Source organism: Paenibacillus allorhizosphaerae (assembly GCF_042659105.1).
GTDB lineage: Bacteria > Bacillota > Bacilli > Paenibacillales > NBRC-103111 > Paenibacillus_G > Paenibacillus_G allorhizosphaerae.
This window is the reverse complement of the sequence record NZ_JBHSRV010000013.1, coordinates 110,019-132,575: the sequence shown is the minus strand read 5'-3', so window position 1 is coordinate 132,575 and position 22,557 is coordinate 110,019. Positions and strand designations below refer to the sequence as shown.

The 22,557-nt window shown below is 48.9% G+C and carries 13 protein-coding genes; 10 read left to right on the top strand and 3 right to left on the bottom strand.

The genetic code is table 11. The features are described from left to right. Nucleotides 1–7: 7 nt before the first annotated feature. Genes ACFQI7_RS30510 through ACFQI7_RS30480 form a run of 7 tightly spaced genes read left to right on the top strand, consistent with a single transcriptional unit; the run spans nucleotide 8 to nucleotide 11,368 of the window. Complete coding sequence (locus ACFQI7_RS30510) at nucleotides 8–1,120, top strand: phage late control D family protein (protein ID WP_218099008.1); 1,113 nt, start codon at nucleotides 8–10, stop codon at nucleotides 1,118–1,120. Then, complete coding sequence (locus ACFQI7_RS30505; RefSeq protein ID WP_218099007.1) at nucleotides 1,117–1,833, top strand: phage baseplate assembly protein V; 717 nt, start codon at nucleotides 1,117–1,119, stop codon at nucleotides 1,831–1,833. The genes ACFQI7_RS30510 and ACFQI7_RS30505 overlap by 4 nt, the downstream gene beginning before the upstream one ends. Continuing rightward, on the top strand, nucleotides 1,834–2,235 hold the full coding sequence (locus ACFQI7_RS30500; RefSeq protein ID WP_218099006.1) for a GPW/gp25 family protein: 402 nt from the start codon (nucleotides 1,834–1,836) through the stop codon (nucleotides 2,233–2,235). It begins immediately after the preceding gene. A 21-nt stretch (nucleotides 2,236–2,256) separates the two neighbouring features. Further along, nucleotides 2,257–5,301 carry a putative baseplate assembly protein gene (locus ACFQI7_RS30495; protein WP_218099005.1) on the top strand — a complete coding sequence of 1,015 codons (3,045 nt, stop codon included), beginning with the start codon at nucleotides 2,257–2,259 and terminating at the stop codon, nucleotides 5,299–5,301. A 16-nt stretch (nucleotides 5,302–5,317) separates the two neighbouring features. Continuing rightward, the gene (locus ACFQI7_RS30490) at nucleotides 5,318–7,558 is read left to right on the top strand and encodes a putative baseplate assembly protein (RefSeq protein WP_218099004.1); all 2,241 of its coding nucleotides are present in this window, start codon (nucleotides 5,318–5,320) and stop codon (nucleotides 7,556–7,558) included. Nucleotides 7,559–7,576: 18 nt separating this feature from the next. Next, complete coding sequence (locus ACFQI7_RS30485; protein WP_218099003.1) at nucleotides 7,577–9,673, top strand: phage tail protein; 2,097 nt, start codon at nucleotides 7,577–7,579, stop codon at nucleotides 9,671–9,673. Nucleotides 9,674–9,724: 51 nt separating this feature from the next. Beyond that, nucleotides 9,725–11,368: a hypothetical protein gene (locus ACFQI7_RS30480; protein WP_218099002.1), complete on the top strand. Its 1,644-nt coding sequence runs from the start codon at nucleotides 9,725–9,727 to the stop codon at nucleotides 11,366–11,368. A gap of 49 nt (nucleotides 11,369–11,417) precedes the next feature. Here ACFQI7_RS30480 and ACFQI7_RS30475 read toward each other — a convergent pair whose 3' ends face one another. Beyond that, nucleotides 11,418–12,992, bottom strand: coding sequence for a toxin-antitoxin system YwqK family antitoxin (locus tag ACFQI7_RS30475; RefSeq protein WP_218099001.1), 1,575 nt, complete (start codon nucleotides 12,990–12,992; stop codon nucleotides 11,418–11,420). 14 nt (nucleotides 12,993–13,006) lie between these two features. After that, nucleotides 13,007–13,384 (bottom strand): DUF4280 domain-containing protein, encoded by a 378-nt coding sequence (locus ACFQI7_RS30470; protein WP_268966824.1) that lies wholly within the window; start codon nucleotides 13,382–13,384, stop codon nucleotides 13,007–13,009. A gap of 81 nt (nucleotides 13,385–13,465) precedes the next feature. On the opposite strand from ACFQI7_RS30470, the gene ACFQI7_RS30465 reads away from it, so the two are divergent. After that, entirely contained in the window at nucleotides 13,466–16,276 is a 2,811-nt protein-coding gene (locus ACFQI7_RS30465) for an adenylate/guanylate cyclase domain-containing protein (protein ID WP_218098999.1), read from the top strand. Nucleotides 16,277–16,318: 42 nt separating this feature from the next. On the opposite strand, the gene ACFQI7_RS30460 is transcribed toward ACFQI7_RS30465, so the two are convergent. Further along, nucleotides 16,319–19,705, bottom strand: coding sequence for an eCIS core domain-containing protein (locus tag ACFQI7_RS30460; RefSeq protein WP_218098998.1), 3,387 nt, complete (start codon nucleotides 19,703–19,705; stop codon nucleotides 16,319–16,321). A 49-nt stretch (nucleotides 19,706–19,754) separates the two neighbouring features. On the opposite strand from ACFQI7_RS30460, the gene ACFQI7_RS30455 reads away from it, so the two are divergent. Then, complete coding sequence (locus ACFQI7_RS30455; RefSeq protein WP_218098997.1) at nucleotides 19,755–21,569, top strand: eCIS core domain-containing protein; 1,815 nt, start codon at nucleotides 19,755–19,757, stop codon at nucleotides 21,567–21,569. A gap of 75 nt (nucleotides 21,570–21,644) precedes the next feature. Continuing rightward, entirely contained in the window at nucleotides 21,645–22,436 is a 792-nt protein-coding gene (locus ACFQI7_RS30450; RefSeq protein WP_218098996.1) for a class I SAM-dependent methyltransferase, read from the top strand. Nucleotides 22,437–22,557 lie beyond the last annotated feature (121 nt).

The window sequence follows — 22,557 nt, the reverse complement described above, 5'->3', positions numbered from 1 at the left end:
AAGGAAAATGGCCGATTTTAAACTTAAAACGGATTCATATCAATTTGACGAGTTGGCAACCAGATACGCCCAGTTCCTTTCTCCGGCTCTTGAAATTATTATTGACGGTACCAAAATTATGAGGGATACGGAAATTGCGATTTCTTCGGTAACGGTAGATTCCAGTGCCGATTCCCGGGCGGATACATTCAGTTTTCGCATCGTTAATGCTTTCGATTTGGTCAAAAGGGAGTTCAAATGGATCGACACCTATTTTGAATTGGGCAAATCGGTGGAAATCCAGATGGGCTACAAGGACCAGCTCGAGACCGTGATGGTCGGGCTGATCACGTCAATCTCTTATTCCTTTGAGGAAATCCCTGCTTTTACGGTAACGGGGATGGACATGTCCTTCCTCATGATGACCAGCAATAAACCGGAATCATGGGATCAGAAGAAATACAGCGATGTAGTAAAGGCGATAGCGGGAAAATACGGGTTGACCGCCAAAGTGGACGACACGGAAACGGAGCTCGTTACGCAGACGAAGGTGGAGGTTTCGGACTTCGCTTTAGTTTCCGAGCTGGCCAGAAACACGAATTTCGAATTTTTTGTCCGGGGCAAAAATCTGTACTTTCGCAAGCCGCTGCAGGATGTCACGCCGGCGCTTACTTTGTTTTTCGGGCTGACACTCTCCGATTTTACGGCACAGGCTGATCTGTATAACCAGATCAGCTCTTATACGGTCAGAGGCATGAAGAGCAAGGTGCAGCCGGAAGTCATTGAAGGCAAGGCACAGTCGTCGGATATTCAGAAGCTGGGCACGAATACGAGGACAGGTGCAGACATTTTGAATACGATCGGGAGCTATTTTGACAAAGGAGAGTCTAACCGCAAGCTGGACTCCGTGGAGCATGGCAAGGAGATTGCCAAAGCGAAGCTGAACGCGGCCTCCATGCAGTTTATTACAGGCAGCGGCACCTCGATCGGCCTGCCCGAGCTTCAAGCGGGGCGCTGTATTAAACTGGAGGGGCTCGGCAAAAAGATGAGCCAGGTTTTTTTCGTCTCGTCGGTTACCCATTCCATTGACGAAGGATCCGGCTATACGACCCGATTCCAAGTGAGAGGGAATGCGATATGAATTTGTTCGATATGTTTCACGAATCGCCGGAACGCTCCACTTCCAGAATGGACGGCGTAATCGTCGGCGTCGTTACGAATAACGAAGATCCGGACAAGCTGTCGCGAGTCAAGATCAAATACCCGCTGCTGGATGACCAGCATGAAACCGATTGGGTACGCATCGCTACGTTCATGGCGGGCAAAGAGATGGGCAGCTTGTTCATTCCGGAAGTTGGCGACGAGGTGCTGGTCGCTTTTCATATGGGTGACATCCGGGAACCGTTCGTCATCGGCATGCTTTGGAATCAAGATCAGCCGTCGCCGCCGATGTCGGAAAATAACGACCTGCGCAAGATCGTATCCCGAGCCGGGCATGAAGTGACTTTCGGCGATCAGTCCGATGACGGCAAAATTACGATTAAGACGAAAAAAGGCCAGATTATCGAGCTGGGCGACAAGGCGGACACGATCAAAATCGGCGAGCAGGGGGATAAAAATTCGATCGCTATCTCCGGCGCCGCAGACGGCAAGGTTGTCATCAAAAGCGATTCGAGTCTGATCACTTTGAATATCAAAGGCGATATTTCAATCGAGAGCAATAAAGCGGTCACCATCAAATCGACGCAAATATCCATCGAAGCTACCGGTAAATTGGAACTGAAGGGTGCCATGATCGACATCAACGCCAGCGGGATAGCCAATCTGAAGGGAAGCATGGTGAAAATAAATTAAATGAGCAGCGAATTTCTCGGAAGAGGCTGGAAATTTCCCATTTCAGTCGATCCGTCGACGGGCAAAATTCGGATGTCGGCCTATGAAGAAGATATCGAAGAAGCCATTCGCCTGATCATTCGGACCTCCAAAGGGGAAAGAGTCATGAGACCGCAATTTGGCAGCGGCATTCAGCAGTACGTGTTCGGGCTGACGGATCCGACGACCCGCCAGCTTATGGAATCGAGTTTTGCCGAAGCGATTTTGCAGTGGGAGCCGCGTGTTTATGAAGTCAAAGTCACCTCTGATTTGGAAGCCATCGGTTCCGGCATTCTTCACTTGAATATTCGGTATACCGTCAGATCGACGAATAACCTGTACAACCTGGTTTTTCCTTTCTACCTGCATGAAGGAGCTAAATAATCCGAAAGGGGGTGAACGTTCTTGAAACCGCCGTTGATCGATCAAAGAAATCTAGCCGCGCTGACCGAACAAATGAAGCGCCTGGTTCCCTATTACACACCCGAATGGCGGTTCTCGCCGGAAGACCCGGACCCCGGCTCGGCGCTCTTTGCCGTGTTCGCTGACAATTTCCAACAAAATATCAACCGGTTGAACCGGGTGCCTCTCAAAAACTATATAGCTTTTCTTAACCTTCTGCATCCAACGTTGTATACAGCCAAACCGGCCAGCGCCTACCTGACGTTTCAATTAAGCAGCGGGGCCAAGGATCCGGTGTTCATCCGCCAAGGAACCAGGGTGTCGGGCAAGTCCGATGATGGAGACGGGGATGTCCTGTTCGAGACGGTGAGTCCGATCATGGTCACCCCTGCTGAACTCTCGGCGATTTATAATGTGAGTCCGCTGCAGGATAAGATTTGTCTGGTCCAAAAGGGCGGTTCGGCTATGGCGAGTCAGTCCTCCGTGTTATTCGATGTAGGCTCGCAGCCCAATCTCCAGGAGCATGTCTGGGTTCTTGGCGATCCGGCCTATTTTCATGTGGCAACCCGTGCGCAGATCGAGCTGCAGTTAACGAACGCGTCCCAGACGTATTTGGAAGCCCCTTTATTGCAGCGCTTGGCGGACCCGAGCATTGTGGAGTGGACATATGGAAACGCGGAGAAGGGTTGGCTTCCTTTCCAGGATATAAAAGTAAGTGGCAACAAATTATTGTTGACGAAACAGGGAATCGATCCGATCGATGAAATGGAGTGGGAAGGCAAGATCGGCCGGTGGATCCAATGCAGGGTCAGACCGGGCAAGATTCACGAAGCAGTCATTAACGGCGCAGCGATCGGACAAGTCGGGATCAAGACGGAATGGAAACCTCCCGTAGACGGAGACATGTCCAATGGCATCCAGTTGGAAGCGGTGTACAGCAACGACATCCAAGCGGACCTCACTGGGATGTACGCATTCGGCGAACAGTTTTACCAAAACGGCACTTTGTATTTGAGCAGCGGCGAAGTGTTCAGTAAGCGCAACGCCACAATTACTTTAAGTTTTGATGTAAAAGCGGTTGAACACCGGGCGTATCCGGTTCAGGAGCGCAAAGTCGATTGGAAGCTTGTGATGAAAGCTTCCGACTTCGATGAGGCAAAGGACGAATATATCGTCGTTTCGCAAGTCATCTGGGAATACTGGAACGGCGCTGGCTGGGTCCGGCTGCTGGCGGACACGCAGGATGAAGCCGTATTTGGCGATCCAGGGCGTCAATTAACCAAGAAAAAAATCGTGTTTACGTGCCCAAGCGATTTGGAGCCAACCTTTGTTAACTCTCAGCAAAGTCATTGGATACGTGCGCGAATCATTCATATAAGCAATGAGATTTATTCGACGAATTCGGTTTACCTTTCTCCCTGGCTGGAGAATCTAAGGCTTCATTATGAATATGAGCAGTATAGCCGGCCCGAATTGATCTATGCCCGGAATAATATGAAGCTGCAGCAGTGGGAGAAGGGGGGAGCTTACCCTCCTTTTGTCCCGTGGAAATGGAAAAACCCCGCGGTTTATCTGGGTTTTTCAACGGCACCTGTGAAGGGGCCGATTTCCATTTATTTTTCGATTGCAAAATTGAAATATGTAGGGGACCAGCTCCCTGCGCTGGAGTGGGAGTATCTGAGCGCTACTGCGCAAGGCGTAAAATGGGTACCGCTGAAAGTCATGGACGGTACGGACGGCTTCACCGCAAGCGGGGTCATTCAGTTCGCAGGGCCAACGAATTTTGCCCATGAAGCTCTCTTTGGACAAACTTTGTATTGGATTCGCGTCGTAAATCGGGACAATAAAACCGAGCGCAGCGGGCAGCCGTTGCCAATCGTACGGGGCATCTTTATGAATACGGCTTGTTCCTTGCAGCAGGAAAGCATAGAGTCGGAATATCCCAGCCGCGTAGCCGGGGATTCTGGGGATAGCTATGTTCTATCGAGAGCGCCGGTGTTGTCCGAACAGGTTTGGGTAGAGGAGACGGGCCATATCACGGAAGAAGCGATCCGGCTTATGGAGCTGCATCAGCAAGAGCAAATCGCTGTCATCCGGGATTCCGAAGGCAATGTACAAAAGTGCTGGCTCCGCTGGGAGCCGGTTGCCAACCTGCACCATTCGGGAGCGGCCGACAGGCATTATGTCATTGACCGAACGTCCGGCAGATTCAGTTTCGGAGACGGGAGATCCGGTATGGCACCTCCTTTGCCCGGCGAGGACAAGGTAAAGGTCAGCTACAAATTCGGAGGCGGCGAGAGGGGCAACCTGCCTGCCGGCACGATCAAGCAGCTGCAGCATGCGATCGCTTTTATCCAATCGGTATACAACCCGGAGCCTTCGGCTGGCGGAAGCAACCGGGAGACGATCGAAGAAGCGCAGATCAGGGTACCCCAATTGTTCAAACATAGAAACAGGGCGGTTACGACGGATGATTTCGAAGCGCTGGCCAGAGAGGCTTATCCCAATCTGGCCAAGGTGAAATGCTTGTCCAATATTAACGCCAATCTGGACAAGGAGAGCGGCTGCGTAACCATGGTTATTTTGCCTAAAGGGCAACGGAGTGAGTTCATTTTTGCGGAAATGAAGAGACGGGTGGAGCACGCGCTGCTGGAGAAGGCCGCAAGTCTCGTTGCCTTTCCGGAGAAGCTTCAGGTCATTGAGCCGGCTTACATTGAGATTTCCATTTATGCGGCAGTGGCTGTTCACGAAATGGAGCATATGTACGAAGTGGAAGTGCAGACGATGGATAAATTGAATCGTTTCCTGGACCCTATGACAGGCAATTACGATGGCAAAGGATGGGGCATCGGTCAGTCGATCAATCAATCGGTCTTTTATTCTTTGATAAAGTCGATTCCCAGAGTTAACTATGTGGAGAAGCTGTCGATGACGGTGTTTCGCATTGAAGACGATATTAGAACTGAACTGGACGCGGAGCATTTTGAGGGCGTTTTGCACGGAATTATCATCAATGGGAACCATCATGTCGAAGTCAATGTCGTATGAAAAGGGGGTGTGAGTGATGTTACCGGTGCCGAATCTGGACGACCGTATGTTTGAGCAGATGGTAAGCGAGGCCAGGAAGGCGATTCCGAAAATTTTGCCGATGTGGACCGATGTGAATTACCACGATCCCGGGATTACGCTAGTTGAATTGTTCGCTTGGCTTTCCGAGATGCAGCAATATTATTTGAACCGGATTACGCCGGAGCAGGAAATCAAATTTCTCAAGCTTCTGGGTATTGCGCTAAGAGAGGCGGTTCCGGCAAGGATGGACGTGACATTCGGTCAAATCGGCGAGGAACTGCTGGTTCCGGCAGGCACTCCGATATTGGCGGTTGATCAGCATTTTGAGATAGCGTCGTCTTTGCAATTGATTAAGGCCAGATTGGAAAAGGTTATTGTGCGCTCCGGACTGGAGTCCGTAGATTTTACCTCGTCCAACGGACACAAAGGTGCGGTGTTCTATGCGTTTGGCGCGCAAATGAAGAAAGGAAACCGGCTTTGCTTGGGATTTGATTCCCCGCTGCCCGTCAATAAAGAGATCACGCTTACCATGAATCTCCATGAGCTGTTTGCGGCCAATCCGTTGACCGGAGCGGGCTCTGCCAAAGCCGTCATTCCTTCCGGGAAAATATCCTGGAAATATTACGGCGAATCGGTGGGGCATGATGGAGAACCGGACACGCTGCCCATTCACGTGGTGCGGGATGAGACCATCCACATGTCGCAATCCGGGCGCATCTCATTCATCATTCCTTCGCCTATGCAATCGGTTACCTTGCACCCGGCTAACGACAAGAGCAGATTCTGGATGGTCTGTACTTTGGAGGAGGAAGGCTACGAGATCTCCCCGCGAGTGGAAAACATCGCGTTCAACACGGGGATGGCCATACAAAGGAAATCTTGGAGCGAAGCGTTTTTGTTCAACAGCAACGGAAAAAGAAGTCAATCGGTGACACTGACCGGTTATTTGGCCAGTTGCGGTCACATTATCGTTCAAGTGAAGCATCTGGCCGGATGGTGGCAGGACTGGCGGGAGACGCAAGATTTCGGAAGCGTCGAGTCCGATTTTAACGGATACAAGCTTCAGTTTGTGAAAGAAACGATGGAGTTGACTGTCACATTCGGGGATGGAAAACACGGAAGCATTCCGCCTCAAGGCAGGAATCGAATCAGGATCATCACCGTCCTCCCGGAGCTTGCGGAAGGCATGTATGTGGGGAGGAGCAACGGACTTCCCAATCAAACGTTCAAATTGGAGGAAAGCTCGATTCTCCGGCATTCTCTCAAGCTGCAGGTAGGCAGAAGGCAATCTGCCTCTGGGGATTGGCTGTGGGAGGATTGGGAGCAGACCGAGGATTTTGCGCTTTCGGGTGCGGAGGACAAGCACTACAAGTTCCTGACTGAATCTTCTGAAATTGTATTCGGCAACAATGAGCATGGAGCTATTCCCTACAAATCGGCTATGCCTAACATTCGACTGATTGCATGGCAAACCGGAGGAGGAGAGAGAGGGAACGTACAAAAGGAAGTGAGCAGCCGGCTTTTATCCATATGGCCGGAGCATCAGGCTTTAACGGTGACGAATTACCGGCATGCGCATGGAGGAAAAGGAAAGGAAACGATTGACGAAGCCAAAAGAAGGTTGATTGATGAACTTGACCGTCCCTATCGCGCCGTAACCAATGAAGACTATGAGTATATTGCTCGCACCACGCCGGGTCTGCGCGTAGCCAGAGTTAAAGCCATCCCGCTGTATCGGCCAGGTATGACGAATTATCCTCAGGAGAAGGAACCCGCTCAGCTTACTTTGGTGGTGGTTCCGTACAGCGAGGCGGCTAAGCCGATGCCGAGTCCCGGTTTTCTAGAGACGGTAAGCCGCCATCTGGATAAGCATCGCTTGATTACAACGGAAATTCATGTGATCCCCCCGGAATATATTCAGATTACGGTGCATGCGATTGTGGTGGTGGATCCCTTCTACATGGAAGAATCGAACCGGATCGAGCAGGAGATCGAGATGATGTTCAGCCCTCTGGACCGAGAGGATACGGCGGCAGGTTGGGAATTTGGCCGAACCGTATACAAAGGCGATATTTATGGAGTTATGAATAGTATACCAGGCGTGGAATACATTCAAGATCTGTGGGTTATTGGGGAAGGCAAAGGCGCTGTGATGGAAAGCAACGGCGATATCCGCATTCCGCCATATGCGCTGGTTTACTCGGGAAAGCACCAGATTCATGCGACGACTAGATAAGGAAGCGGGGAGGGACGGATGCCGGAAACGAACTTTTTCTCTTTTAATAAAAAGGCGGATTGGCAGCAAGGCTATCTCTTCAATTTGGAAGCGGAGAACCAGGAGCTGACGCTTCAGCGGGCGCGAAAATATTCGATTTCCAAAGAAATTTCGTTGCCCGATATTTTTATGCTGGCTCAGGCAGATGCAGACGATAGCGGTGGGGAAAGCAAGGTAGATATCGTCGATTTCACTGTAGGTCCGGCAGGCCGCCTTCTGCTGTTGGACAATCAGACGAATATTTGGCTGTTCGATTATTACAACGGTCATCAGGAACTACTGTTCAGGCAAGGGCACGATTTGTTCTCCGCTGCGTCTCTGTTGGCCTATACGGATGAGCTGCTCCTCGTGGCCGACGGTGCGGAAACGGGCCGGATTACGGCGTTTTCGGCGGATAACGGCCAAATCCGTTGGACCCTGGAGCAATGGGACGGCAATCCTCTATACCCTGTCGCTGTGGATACGGATGCAAAGGGTAATATTTACGCGGTTGTTCTGCTCCGGCCATCGGGCATGGGAGTCATTGTACTGGATCCCGAAGGCCAGGTTACAGCCGTTCATGGGCTGGCGGGCAGTTCAGCGGACGATGAAACGGCCGGTGTGCATCTTCGGGAACGGTTCTTCATCAGTGTGAGGCAGGAGCATGAATTCGTCGTACTGGACGCTGGTCTGCGGACTTTGTATACCGGCATGGGAAGCGTCTCCGTCCCTCTCGACCTTCAGTCCCCCGATCTATGGTTGAGCGGTGTGGCCGTGGATGCGGGCGGAGAAGTGTACATAGGCAACCGCCAGCCATTGCGGTCGGACGAGGAAGGGAATCGATCCCTGCTCAAATACAATTTGCAAGGTGAGCTCCTGGAACAAGTCAGCGGGTTCCGGGGCCAAGTGCACAAAATGCTGATGGACGATCACGCCAAAATTTTCGTGCTCAACTTCGATCGTGACGTACTGACGATGCTGGAGTACAAGCAGCGGATCAGAGAAACGGAACCGGGGGCCGGTCTGGTAGGACATTACTGGTCTACGTCCATCGACAGCACCGTGGAAGATACGATCTGGCATAAGGTTACCTTGGTTGCAGACATCCCGGAAGAGACGCAGTTGAAATTGTACTATTACAGTTCGGACCGGGAAGATATTGTCGTGGACGGGGTATGGACGAATCTGGATGCATTTGTTCTTGATCCTTCCGTCTCGATGGAAGCCAAGCTTAAGGCGACGCGGAACATGTGGTCGGAAGCGGTGATTAATCCGGTGGATGCTTTGTTCTTTGAGGCGCAAGGGCGGTACCTGTGGATTCGGATTGAATATAACGGTACCGAACAGAAGTCTCCCGCGATCCGGAGAATGCGGGTGTATTTTCCAAGAACCTCTTATCTCCAGTATCTGCCTGCCGTTTATCAGGAAGACCCGGATGGAACCCGTTTTTTGGAGCGATTCCTCTCTTTGTTTGCCGTATTTTTCGATGGGATGGAAGAAGAGATTGCCGGAATTAGCAAGTATTTTGATGTCGAGACTTCACCGGAGGAATTTCTGAAATGGTTGGCCTCGTGGCTAGGTATCGCGGTCAACGATTTGTGGACAGAACGGCAAATCCGGGAGTTGATCCGGCAGGCGCCCACATTGTACCGCCAACGGGGAACGCGCAAAGCAATCGGCGATCTTTTGCACATTTACACCGGCAGCCGGCCTTTTATCGTGGAACATTTCGAAATCAGAAAACTGCTTGAAAAATCGGAATGGAAGAGCATGCTGACCGAGCTGTACACGGATAACCCGTACTGCTTCTGCATTTTGCTCGAGCAAAAGCATATGGCTACGGAGAAACAGCGGCAGATGATCCAAACCATCGTGAACGAGCAGAAACCTGCGCATACCGAAATGAAACTGGTTGTCTTGCAGCCATGGATGTTCATGGACATGCACACGTATCTTGGCATCAATTCAATCTTGACTGAGCCTAGCGAGATTACGCTCGATACCTATATGACCATGCCCCACAATACGCTTCTGGGTGAGGGCAAGAAGCAGCCGAATCTGAGATTTCAGCATGACGAGGATACGGGGCTGGAGTAAATGGAGCCAAACAGTTAAAGGAGTCGAAGGGAAAGGGTAGAGACCGAACCTATGAAAAATTCTCGCTATTATCCGCACGAAAGAAACAATTATTTTAAAGGCAAGCTGCTGACCGTAAGAGACTTCGAATCGGAACAAACCTATGTGAATAACAAAAGAAGGCTGTTGAACCGGCTGTTGTACGGTAGCGGGGTCGTGTCCGGACTTCAAGTCGTCAGAGTCGACGATCATACGGTATCCGTTCAGGCGGGAGTTGCATTCGATTGCCTGGGACGGGAAATCGTAGTGCCTGCTCCGAAGGTTGTTAAACTGTCCAAGGTCGAAGGCTATATCGGTGACAGCGATTGCACGAAAAATGTGTATTTATGCATGGCTTACGAGGAGAAAGACAGGGAACCGATCTACTCCGTCTCGAACGCTTCGGACAGTACGGGGGACCCGAATCAGTATAACCGTATTTTGGAGACATACCGGTTGTTCATCAAAGAAGAATTGCCGGACTTTGCCGATTTCGAGTACCGCAATTTAACGACGCAGGCCGCGGTGCTGTATGAAGACGAACAGACCCGCATTTGGCAGACCGCGCCACGGTACGTCAATCCGGGACAAATCTTTGAGGTGACGGTCCATATCGAGAAATCCCCGGAGGTCCCTTCTTTGACACTAGCCTATGAAGTGCGATCGGAGATGATCTACCCGCTCGATCTGGAACAATCGGTCATATCCTTTAGCGAACAGCCCGGTGTGAAACGGAACAGCTACGAGCTCAAATACCGGATGAAGGCAGGCAATCGCGAGGCGGAGGGGACTTTATCCATATCGCCGTCCAGTTCCATGCTGACCCTTGGAGACAATCAATATGCGCTCAATGAAAAAGCGGCGCTTACCGTCGCCGTCATCAACGGATCGATTAACGATAAAGTGACGGAGCAATTTTTCGAACGTCCTTTTGAACGGGCCGTAGCTTACACGCCGGATCAATGCATCTATTTGGCCAGAATCAGCCTCGTTGTGATTAAGCCGGCCTACATCATAGATGAAGTGAAATCCAATCCGTTCGATGAATATATTTACAATTCCATGCTTCAGTATACGGTCGGCAAAGAAAATGCCGCCTACGGCGGGCAAGACGCGCCGCTTGCGGTTCAAGCCAGCGTCGAGATGCTTCCTCCCGGTCAAGCGCCTAATCTGACAGCGGAGGTCGAGCCGGGCCGCAATGAGATCCATTTACATCTGGCGCTGCCGGCTGTGGCGGCGGATGCCGTCCAAATGACGACCGGCACCGCGACCATTGAGACGAATTATCGCTCCACAGGCCTCTTTACGAAGGCGGAGCAGAGCTTCTATTCCGATGAAATTGCGCATGGACTAGGTGCGGGACAAGCTTTCGTGGTACTTGGGTTAGAGGAGTACAGCGAAGACCGATTAGGTGAACAGCTGAATCGGGAGGAAAAGGTGTATTTCGGTGATAGAGACGTGTTTAAGAACAGCGAATTCGGATCGGAGCTGATGAACGCTTCTTTAGCTGCTGTCGTATATCCGAAAGCGGGAACGTTCCGGATCGGCATTAAACTTTCACAGGCGTCTGAAAGGGACTTTATTACGGTTCGATGGTGGGCGTACAAGAGAGCCCAAACCTCGGGCGCCATCCAGACGGCCTATTCCCAAACGGCTTCCAGCAAGGAAGGGGTGTAGCACGTACCCTGCTAGAAAAAAAGAAGCAGCTTCGGGCTGCTTCTTCACATCAAGGCCGGGTAACGATGCATCGCACCACCTGATTGTTTAAGGTATCGGCTGCAAAAGTGAATAAGTAGGGCGCTTTGACATAAGAAACGCTATAGGTGTGATCTTCCTGATAGACCCTTGCTCCTTGGCGCACATCCGTTTCTTTGGACTCGACGTGGGTCAAGTCGTTTTGCAGCTGATCGGCCGACAGGCTGCTGTTTAACGTAACCGAATCCACGTAGCCTTCCTTCGGATTCTGCGGGGAAGATTTGAACGTGAAGGCGATAAAGGCGTCCGCATAGGCATAGCCTAATTTGCCGTCTGTTTCATTGATCGCCGTTTCGGACGGTTTGCCCATCAGCTCTTCGATCCTTTGCTGGGATAAGCCGATGAAGCTTTGGGGTGACATTTTTCCTGCTTTGAATAATCCTTTGTAAATGGTGCCCTGCACGCCGGACAGGATGCCGAAGCCGTCATACAGCCCGGTTTTAAAAGTACCTTTGTAGATCAGATTGCCGTCCGCATCGTGTTGTTCGCCTTCGCCATTAGGGGCATCGCTCAAAAAGGCACCTTTATACAACGCCGTACCGTCTTCGGACAGGAGCGTTCCTTGGCCGGAATACTTGCCTTCGGTGAAGGCTCCGATGTACTTCGGAGTTCCGCCCGGGTACAGCTCGGTGGCCTCTCCGAACAAGGCGCCATCCTGGAAGTTGCCGATATATTTGCGCGTCCCGTCAGAATGGTACAGAATACCGGCTCCCTGATAGCGGCCGTTTAGAAATTCACCTTTGTATTTCACAGTCCCGGAATCGATATACTCGGTTCCTTTACCGTTGTAGCGGCCCGCTTGAAATTCGCCATCGTACACCAGAGAATGCCGATCGTCGTAAAGCTGGCCGCTTCCTTCATATAAACCGGCCTTGAACGTTCCGGTGTATTTGATTTTGCCGTTAGCGAAGTATTCGACACCCGGGCCTTCCAGTTTACCGCTCACGAACTGACCTCGCAGACGTGAATGATGTTCCGTGTCGATGAGGAGACCGTTACCGGAGTATATGCCTTTGTCCAACTGCCCTTCATAGAGCAAAAGGCCGTCGTCGTTATATATTTTACCGATGCCGTTAGGAATGCCCTTGTCCAGTTCGCCCGCGTAGATGACCGTTTTTTTATCATTGTACTTCGTGCCTGTTCCGGTAAAAGCTCCTTTGACCAGGTCGCCTTCGTACACGAGCTGATCTTTCGCATTGTACACTTGAGCTTTGCCCGTGTAGGTCAGCGGCCCTTTATGTTCGTACAGTTTGACGTTCCAGTTCAGAAAGGACCGAATCTCGTTCTGGTAGTAGTAGATCAGAGCAATGGGCACGAGCAGTAAGAGGAATAAGAGCACCAGCAGCCTTTTGGCTACGTAGTATCTTCCGATCCGTTTGTAGTTCTTAAGCGTCAACGTAGAGGGGAAGACGGCCTCCTTGACCTTGTTTCCTAATTCTTCAGCTTTGCTCGCCGCTCCGTCCTTTACACTGCCTGCCAGCGCTTGAGTGCCTTTTTTCAAAGGAGCGAGAATCGGTTCCGTCATTTTCACAATCGCTTCTAACATATATCCATTCTCCTCTACGGTACTTGGATCGTCATCTGGCCGGGCATCGCTACACTGATGACGCCTGCCCAGTTGCACATCAGTTTACAACTGCTGTTCAGTGCAGGCATGTTGGCTACGAGAACGGTGGTCGAGCCGGGCACCCAAGGCGCGGCGATATTGGGGACGCAAGGCATAGGTGTCAGTGCACCCAAAGCGGCTGCGGTAGCAGAGGCGACAGTCGGATTAGCCATAGAGCTGCACATCCCGAAAGGGGAGATGTTGGTTATCGGTTGGTTATCCATGATGTTGGCCAGCGGCGTGGCCGTAGTCACTTTATTTTTGGGCAGAACGATAAGCGAACTTGGAGCGGATCCAAAGCTGCACTGGAGCATAGCGCCGGAACAAACCATTTGCGCCATAAGGTCCCTCCTTATTTTGGGAATATACATATGATTTTACTATAAATTCAGTTTCATAGGATACAAATATTGTTGGAAAAACACTTTTTATTGGAGGTGAATAAAGTGAACGGCATTCTAAGCAGATATAAACGGCTTATTCCTCATCTGGTGTTGCTCGCGCTGCTTGTAAGCGGCGTGGTGTATGGATGGGACAATTACTTGATGTCCAACCCTTTTGCCAGGATGATGGAGCTGAAGGATTTAACGCGCGTTACAACGGATAACAGCAATAATATTTATATCATTATGAAAGCCAAAAACAAGATCGTAAAGATCGATGCGGCAGGCAATATCGTCTATGTGATTAATCAGGCGAAGTATCCGGCATATACTTTTATAGATTATACCGATATTTCGGCGGACGCCAAAGGAAATCTTTATGCGCTGCGTCTATACAAAGAATACAACGGATTTTTAGTAAGAAAAGAAGAAATTGTCCGTTATACCGCCGAAGGGAAGCTCGATACGGGGTGGAAGCCATATGTGAAGGAGTTTCCAGAAAATTCCCTTCCTGTAGAAGGCAGCATTCATGCCATTGTGGCAGATCAGAATGACCTTTATTATTATGATTCCGCAGACGATCAGAGCATTGGGCGTTATAAAATGGCCTCCGCAGGCGGGGTTTCAACCCTGGTCGATCAACTTCAGCTGCCATCCGGCAGGCATCTTAATTCCATCAACGGCACGGACCTCAGCTCCACTGCTTATAGTACGCATCAAGGCGAGCTGTATTCGACCGCGGAGGGTAAACTATATCCTTTGGACAATGAGCCTAAGGGAGACAGCTATCCGGAATGGGTGCAAATGTCGAAGGACCATCAGGTTTATTTCGTTGATCAATATGGACAAAGCATCAAGAAAGTCAACCCTCAGCAGCCGGGCAATGTAGAAACGCTGCTCACCAAAGAAGCGTTCGACAAATTGGATGAACAGGGGGATAACATCAACGATATCACCATACGGTCGGACGGTAAGCTGATCCTGGCTACAAATTCCAAAGTCTACCTCGTTGCCGGACACAATCAACTTGTCCAACTTACGTACTCGCCCTGGATGAGGCTGATTCATGTGCTGTATGGCGCTCTTCTTCTAGCAACCGCGCTGCTTGTGCTATGGATTCTGGTTATTCTCTGGAACCTCAAGGAATACTCGCTCATTACCAAGCAAATGATGTACTTCATTCCGGTCATCCTTCTGTTCATGTTCTTTCTTACTCAGTATGCGACAGTCAAATTCAAGACCCATCTGATGGAAGAGGTGGACAGGAAGCTCATCTTCCTGGCTCACGATGGTCAAAATCTGATCGACAGCACCCTGTTAGACCGGATTCATTCAGCCCAGGATTTCGGGAACGATGCTTACCGGACCATCCAGCAAAAGATGAGCTACGCAGATAATTTTTCAAAGTTTTATTGGATTGTATACAAAATCGATGGAGACCGGTACTACCAGACGGTGGAAAGCGACAATAATTTCCGCATGTTCGAGGGCTATTCCCTGGATAATACGGGATCGTCCGAAAGCTGCCAGTCCAGGGACGTCAATGGCGTAGCGCATGAAGCGAAGGATTACCGGGGACTAATCAAGGGGGACTTCTACGCCTGCTCGGGCGTCGATCAGCAAGGATCTTGGCGATATGCGATAGGCCCGTTATTTAACGCGGATAAAAGCCGGGTGATCGGTTTCTATGAAACGGGGATCAATACCTTTGCCACCAATCAGCGCGTGAGCGACATTAATCGCATGCTAATCGGCTTCAGCGCGGGAATGACGATGATCATGATTGCTTTATGTATTTTCATTATCCGGCGGTCCGTCACGCCTATTATTCTTTTGCAGGAAAGCGCCGGTCTGATCGCGCAAGGACATTGGGATCTGCAAGTATCGATCGATTCCAAAGACGAGGTAGCCAGTCTGGGAAAAACATTCAACGGGATGGCAGCCAGTATCCGGCGGAATATCGCGGAAATTACGGATTTCAAGAACGCTTCCTACCGGTTCGTGCCTCAGGAATATATCCATTATCTCGGGAAGAAAAGCATTTTGGAGATTCAACTGGGTGACCAGCTGCAGCAAGACATGACGATCCTGATGACGAACATCCGATCTTTTTATTCGCTGTCCAAATCGATGTCCCCGGGTGATAGTTTCAGCTTTATGAATGCCTATTTGAATCGCTTTGTGCCGGCGGTTAGCGGGCATAACGGCATCATCAACAAATATTTGGGGTCAGGCATCTTTGCGCTGTTTCCCAGCTCTGCAGAAATGGCGATTCAATCGGCGATCGAAATGAGAAAGGTACTGGATCGGTATAATGCTGAGCGCAAACAGCATCTGAGGGAACCGATTGAAATCGGGATCGGCATTCATAAGGGTCCGCTTATGCTGGGCATTATCGGGGAAAAAACGCGGATGGAGGGCAATGTCATCTCCGAGGATGTGAATCTGGCGGTCATTTTGGAAAAGCTGACGGAAGAGCTGGGGGCAACGATTCTGGTTACGGAGGAAACTTTGCTCAGCGTAACGGACCCGGCGAAATTTTTCTATCGCGACCTCGGCGTACTGCAAGTTAGCGGAGTGGATCAACCTATGCGGTTGTTTGACATTTTCGAAGGGGACTCCGCTGCCCTATTTGAGCTCAAGCTGCATACAAAAGAACTGTTTGATCAGGGCATAGCGCATTATCAAAAAGGGGAGTTTATGCAGGCAAGGGAGATCTTCCTGAATGTAATCAGGCACAATCGTTGGGACCTCATGGCGAAACGGTACTTCTTTGAAAGCGATAAGCTCTCCCAGAGCACGGCTCCCGCCGGCTGGGGAGGGGCGTTGAGAGTATCTTGAATAAAGGACCTGGCGGCCATGAGCCGACAGGTCCTTCTCTTGTCATTGTTTCGGCGTCATCGGGCAGAAGTGCAATCCGCGGTGCAAAATGTATAGCAGCGGTCCGTTGGTGCCGCGAGTCGGGTGGATGCGAACCGTACCATTGCTGCGCACCTCATATACGATCACTTGGAAACCGTAAGTGGCTGTGAAATGGTCGAGCAGCAATCGACCCGCATCGCCATAGAAATCGATCATTTCGCCGTGGAACGTAACATCGATTTCGACCAGAGTGTCTCTGACTTCGGTTGGATCCAACTCTTCATCCGGAGCCTGGGTGCCTGCATCGGCATGTTGGATTAACGTATCGATTAAACAGTCGTTTCCGGTTCCGTCCGCGGAGCCGATATCGAAGCCTTGAAGGACTTCTTGTCCACGGCTAGTGGTTTCCCCCCAGCCTGAGGAAGCAAAGTTCGGCAATTCGTATTCGCCGTCCTCCTCTTCCGTCTCGTCGCGATGCAGGACATCGTGAAGGAAATCATACAGGAATTGATGAAGCTCATCGTAGGCCTCTTGGCCCTCATCGCTATCGATCCCGTGCTCATTGATAATATCAAGAAGCTTGCGGGCCTCGTGAGAAAAAGGACCCGTAAATTCAACATCGGCACTCATGTTGTTTAGCGGTACCTCCATTAAATCGGGATTGCGTGCAATCCCGGGAGGGCTCATCAGATTCATCGAGATAAACAATTCCTCAAGCTCCAAAGGTCGCCCGCCTTCTCCGCTGCCTTCATGAAGCGTAAGCAGGTTGAGTCCGCCTGCGCCGGGATTGCGCGCCACCTCAATCATGGCGTACACCCGCCACAGTCCCCATAGTGTTTTTATGGCGTTTTCAATCACGTCAGGCTCGGGCATCCCGCTTAATGAAATATCTTGGCTGACCAGATATTTCATTATCGTTGCTTTGTTGGCATTCTGAATTTCCCCTATGCCCAAGACCCCGGATTCTGTTAATTTTTCAAAATTATTAGAAATTTCCCATTGCAATGATTTTCGATTCTTTGTAGCTTCGGTATTCAATTTAGCCATTGTAGTGTTGAAGTAGTTCTGATATTCGGTTAACGGCTGGTTGACCAATTCCAAACGCTTGTTGAACTCTGAGAGATCACGCGATTTGAGTATGTGCTGTATCACACGCAATCCTTCCGCATGGTTGCTGAATAAGCTTAAAATAGACGCTAGCTCTGGAATAGAGGTTTCATATTTTTTAAAGAACAAATCGACATGTTGCGAATGCCTCGATGAATGGATGCGCATATTTTTCACGATTTCTAGATCGGCAAGCTCGCGGTAAGCTTGACGAAGATTGGATACATGATGCCAGCTTGTTGATCCGGAGGTCCCTCGATTGTCTGCAAATAAACCGGCAAAGCCCTGATAGTAATCGTATGGAGAATCTTCATCGAGGTGCAGTTCGTTCAATTCTTCCGATTGCTGCGCATTTTTATACAGGTCGTCGAGCGCCGAATTATGACCGTCTGAAGCGGCTTGATTAATGAGCCATAGCAAAAAGGAGTCGTTAATCGCATCGTAGCTTTGTTCATCTCTTGGCCGAGCTTGCGGTAATCCGGTGTATTGGTTGCGCATGAAATTGTTGAATAATGTGCGCAGCCTTATGGATGCTTCATGCTCCAACAACGCATGGATATCCTTGTTCTCGGCGAACCGTTCGCTCAAGTTCAGTGGCATTTTATTCTTTTGAGAGTTCGCCTTTTTCCAGACTTTGGAAGCATTGGCGTAATTCGCATGCTGACGCATCGTATGGCAATATAAAGCGATCTCATCCTTCGCGGCTTGGAGGGCCGGATTGTTCGTTGGGGTTGTCAAGAGACGGTTAAGAATACTCATGGACTTCTGATACCGCTTATATTTGCCCGGACTTGGATCGAGAGACTTGCCTGAAGCGCCGGAATGGCTCATTACATTTTCATCGCCAAAGACCTTAAGGATATCCGGCGATGCCGAGCCCAGGGCAAGAACCGCATTGATGGTATTCCACACGCCCCCGCTTAGACGACGGGCAGATTCCAGGTTCCACAGCTGCACCATCATCCACAATACGCGTTTAACTTGTTGCGCAGGACTTTCCTGCTCCAAGTCCAGCTCGAACTCATCATCGACATCATCATCCATACTCGCTTCGCTTTTGGTCTTGGCTTTGTCGGAGTTGCTAAGGTTCAATGTGTCGAACTTGGCCCTTTGTGCAATAGTGTCGAATTGTGCTGAAAATTCCTTGTACGATTTGGCAAGAAGCAGTTCGATCAAGCTTTTGTCAGAGGCGCCGGCCCGACGAATTTTGTTGATCAGACTCTTGAGCTTGGCATACGGTTCAGAGCTGCCGACAATATTTTGCGCAAGGTTAAAAAAGGCATGGCCGGTCATGGCCGTGTACGGACTTTCCTCTACTTCGTGCATTTCGACGAAATGAGTGAGCGACACGACGACATCCAGAACGCTCACAGCCTCTTTCAGCTCATGCTCGCTAATCATTTCTTCAAACGCTTCATCAAAAATATTCATCAACATAACCAATTCTTCCACAGAAAACCGAACCGGCGTAAAACTAAGGTCCTCGTCAAATTCAACATTTGTATCTTCTTCCGCTTCCCAATCTTCCTCATACTCATCGTCAGTAAAGTCCATCTTGTTTTCCTTTGAACTGCGTTGAATGAGCGTGGACGCGGGGGGATGTGCTGCCAAGGTCAGAGGAGCTCCCGCAGACTTCAAGTGCAAGGCCTGGGCGCCCATGGTGTCGGCTTCATTTTCCAACCCTTCTTCGTCATTCAATAAAATTCCGTTTGCCAGCTTAGAGGTTGGCTGGACTCCGCCCCGGAGTTGTTGGACCACGTGCCACCCCTCATGCGGTAAATGCTGCTCTTGTCCGGGGCCCAGGTGAATATCGGTCCCTTGCGCATAGGCCAGAGCCTGGACTTGTGAAGGTTTCGGCGAGTTGTAATGCACGCGGACACCGGATAAATCGATGCCTGACAGAGTTTCCAGCCCGTCCTTCAAATCGTCCGGTATGCCGGTTTGGTTGTCTTTCAATTGGATCGGTGGTGTAGCGTCATTAGCGTGATCCGGCTGCTCTTCTGTCCGGGATTCTGGCGCCATTGATGAAAACAGCTGAGTTTTCATCAACTGCGTGACGGCTCTGTTACCGATCGTTTTTTGCAGTTGCATCCATTGAGTGAAGTTGAAATGAGGAGAAGGCTGCTCAAGCCGCAACCCTTTTTCGACTGATGCAGAGGCAGCTTTGGTCTCTGCCTTATCGCTAGGGGTCTGTTGATGCTCCGTATGCGTATAGATCACACCATTCTTTCTTCTGGTTCTGTTTTTCTTTTCTTTGATTATATACCAATATTTGAAAAATGCGATTCTTTTGATTTGCAAAAGAGTTGTTGTAACCAACCGGATTAAGTGGTGGGGGGCATCCCTTATTATGAAATATCTTACAATTCATATGGTTAATGATATAATTGACGATATAGGGCAGCATTGTAGTTATAAGTTTCTACTTTTCATATTATCGGAGGGGTTTCATATGCCTCAATATAATCAATATGAACAAAAGGTATCATCCAAGTCTACGATAAAAGACCAAGTTTCCTCCAGTCCTCAACCTGCATTGCAGTGGCATCCTGCGAGCGGGAGATCATTAGGCAGGGCGGAGATTATGCAATTACAAAGAACTATGGGAAACCGGGCAGTACTGCAGCTTCTTCAACGAATGAATGAGCCTCAAGTAGAAAGTACTGTGGCCTCTACATCACCAATACAGGAAAATAATACAGGTATGCCGGACTCATTAAAGGAAGGCCTTGAGGAGATGTCAGGCATGGATCTTTCGGACGTGCGTGTGCATTATAATTCGAAAAAGCCATCTCAGGTTGATGCCTTAGCTTATGCCCAAGGAAATGATATTCATATTGCTCCAGGTCAAGAAAAGCATCTCCCCCATGAAGGCTGGCACATCATCCAGCAACGGCAAGGGAGAGTTAAGCCGACGCTTCAGATGAAGACAGGAGATCTTATTAATGATGACAGAGGGCTGGAGAATGAAGCCAATCTCATGGGTGAAAAAGCAAAGAATGGAACGGCGGTTCAACGCCAACTAAACAAACAGAGTACCCCTGCACCTCAATCAACTTCTTTAAACCGTTCTTCAACATTGACCTCCAAAAATAGTGATATGGACGGTCCAGCCCCAATTCAACGAACCTTTGCTGATGCCAAAAATCTAGCTCAAACATACCTTCCCGATAACCCTCAAATTGCGGGTGTTACAAATTTTTCTGATTTAGAGGCTTTGCAGATTGAAAAAAACCTATTTACTGCAACTCAATGGCAAGAAATCAAAGAAGCTCTACAGGCTAGCTCTATTGATCAATTCGATAGCAGTATTATCCAAAATATTTTATCTCATTTGCCTCATCGAGATCTAGTAAATGCGAGCAAAACAAATAAAAAACTTAATCAGCTTGCTAATGCAACTGGAGTCGAAGGTTCTAAGCTTACATTGGGAGAACTGAATAGCGAAATCAATGGGTCGGAAGTAATTGGCTATCATAACGCAAAAAAAGCAAACACAGATGGTTTGATTGGCGATGGTCCCGACACTAGTAAATTTGGTTTAAACACACCCGGTGGACAACTTGGTTCAGGGTTCTATACGTTTCCCACACCTGCATTCAATAAAATAGATGGTACGGATGGTCGAGCAGTAAACTATGGTGATTCATCGTACCATAAGTTTGAAGTGCGTGCTAGAGGGTTGCAGGAAGATAACATTCATGTGAGGAAAGATTCTGAAGGAACGTGGCACAGTGCCGAAAACGAAGAATATAATGGACCCAACTTTGATGCTGTAACGGATAGAATGGATTCGGGTGGTATGCCTGAACTCAAAATCAACGATCACTTTTACGATAAAGAGTCTCGTATTAAGGCTTTGATCAAATTAAGCGACGATTTCGATCAAGAACAGGCGCAGGAATCAGGAGAAGATTATTTTGATGAGCATCAACAACGAGCAGAATTAGAAGAAGTTGTAAATCATATTGATCAAATAAAAGATTTCTGGACATGGGAACCCTCAACGGGTGTTCAAAACACCTTAAATTACAATCAAGTAGAATTTTTAGAAAGAATGCGTGGTGCTAGACTTCAAATAACGCCTATACATAAGCCAGATGGGTCTATTGGTAAGGATGTCTTAAATAAAATTAACAAAAGGTCAAAAGGTTTGCCTGATTAAGACATAATATCGTGAAACGGCAGTCATGAGAACCCTTCTCTAGATACGTGAAGAAGAAGATGGGAGCTTTTTGAAATGGGTAAAAACACGAGAGTAAAAGATGCCTGGAATGAATGGTCCAATACAGACTTCGCAAAATATCGTTCAGATGAAAGGATTTTAAGGTTAATAGCACACCCAGAATCAGAATTTCATCATACGACTTATTCAATGATTAAAGAGGTATTCCCTAATTTACAGGGCAAGCGAATTTGTGTACCTTCAAGTGGTGATAACCATGCTGTTTTTGCATTTCATTTGATGGGGGCAATCGTAACATCCGTCGATATTTCGGAACGGCAATTGGAAAATAGTGCTGCAATAGCGGATAAACACGGTTGGGATATTCAATTCATTTGCGATGATACAATGGATTTAAGCCATATAAAAAGCAATGAATACGATTTTGTTTACACCTCAAACGGTGTTCATGTATGGATTAATGATTTAAATGCCATGTACCAAAATATTTGTAGAATCCTTAAAAACAATGGTGTTTATATAATGTACGAGGTGCACCCTTTTACGCGTCCATTCGAAAATGATACGAAGAATTTAATTGTAAGAAAGCCTTACGATTCAATAGGTCCTTTTGGAGAAATACCCACTTATGCATGGCGCATGCAGGATATAATTAATGCGATTGCTTCATCAGGTCTAAACATTAAGCATATCGAAGAAATGTTCGCCGAATACAATACATACTGGTTTGAAGTAAGTGGCGAAAGAGAACAAATGTCAAAAGAAGAACTGGATAAGTTGTATCAATGGAAACATAATCCCTTGGCTGCTCTTCCACAATGGCTGTCGATATTTGCTTCGAAATGATATTACTGTCTGATTGTATCTAGGCTTTAAACTAAAGGGGAACGACGACCCAATAACCACTCAAGAGGCTGCCGCGAGAACGAACCGGCAGCCTTGTTGTATTATGCCTACAGGAGAAAAT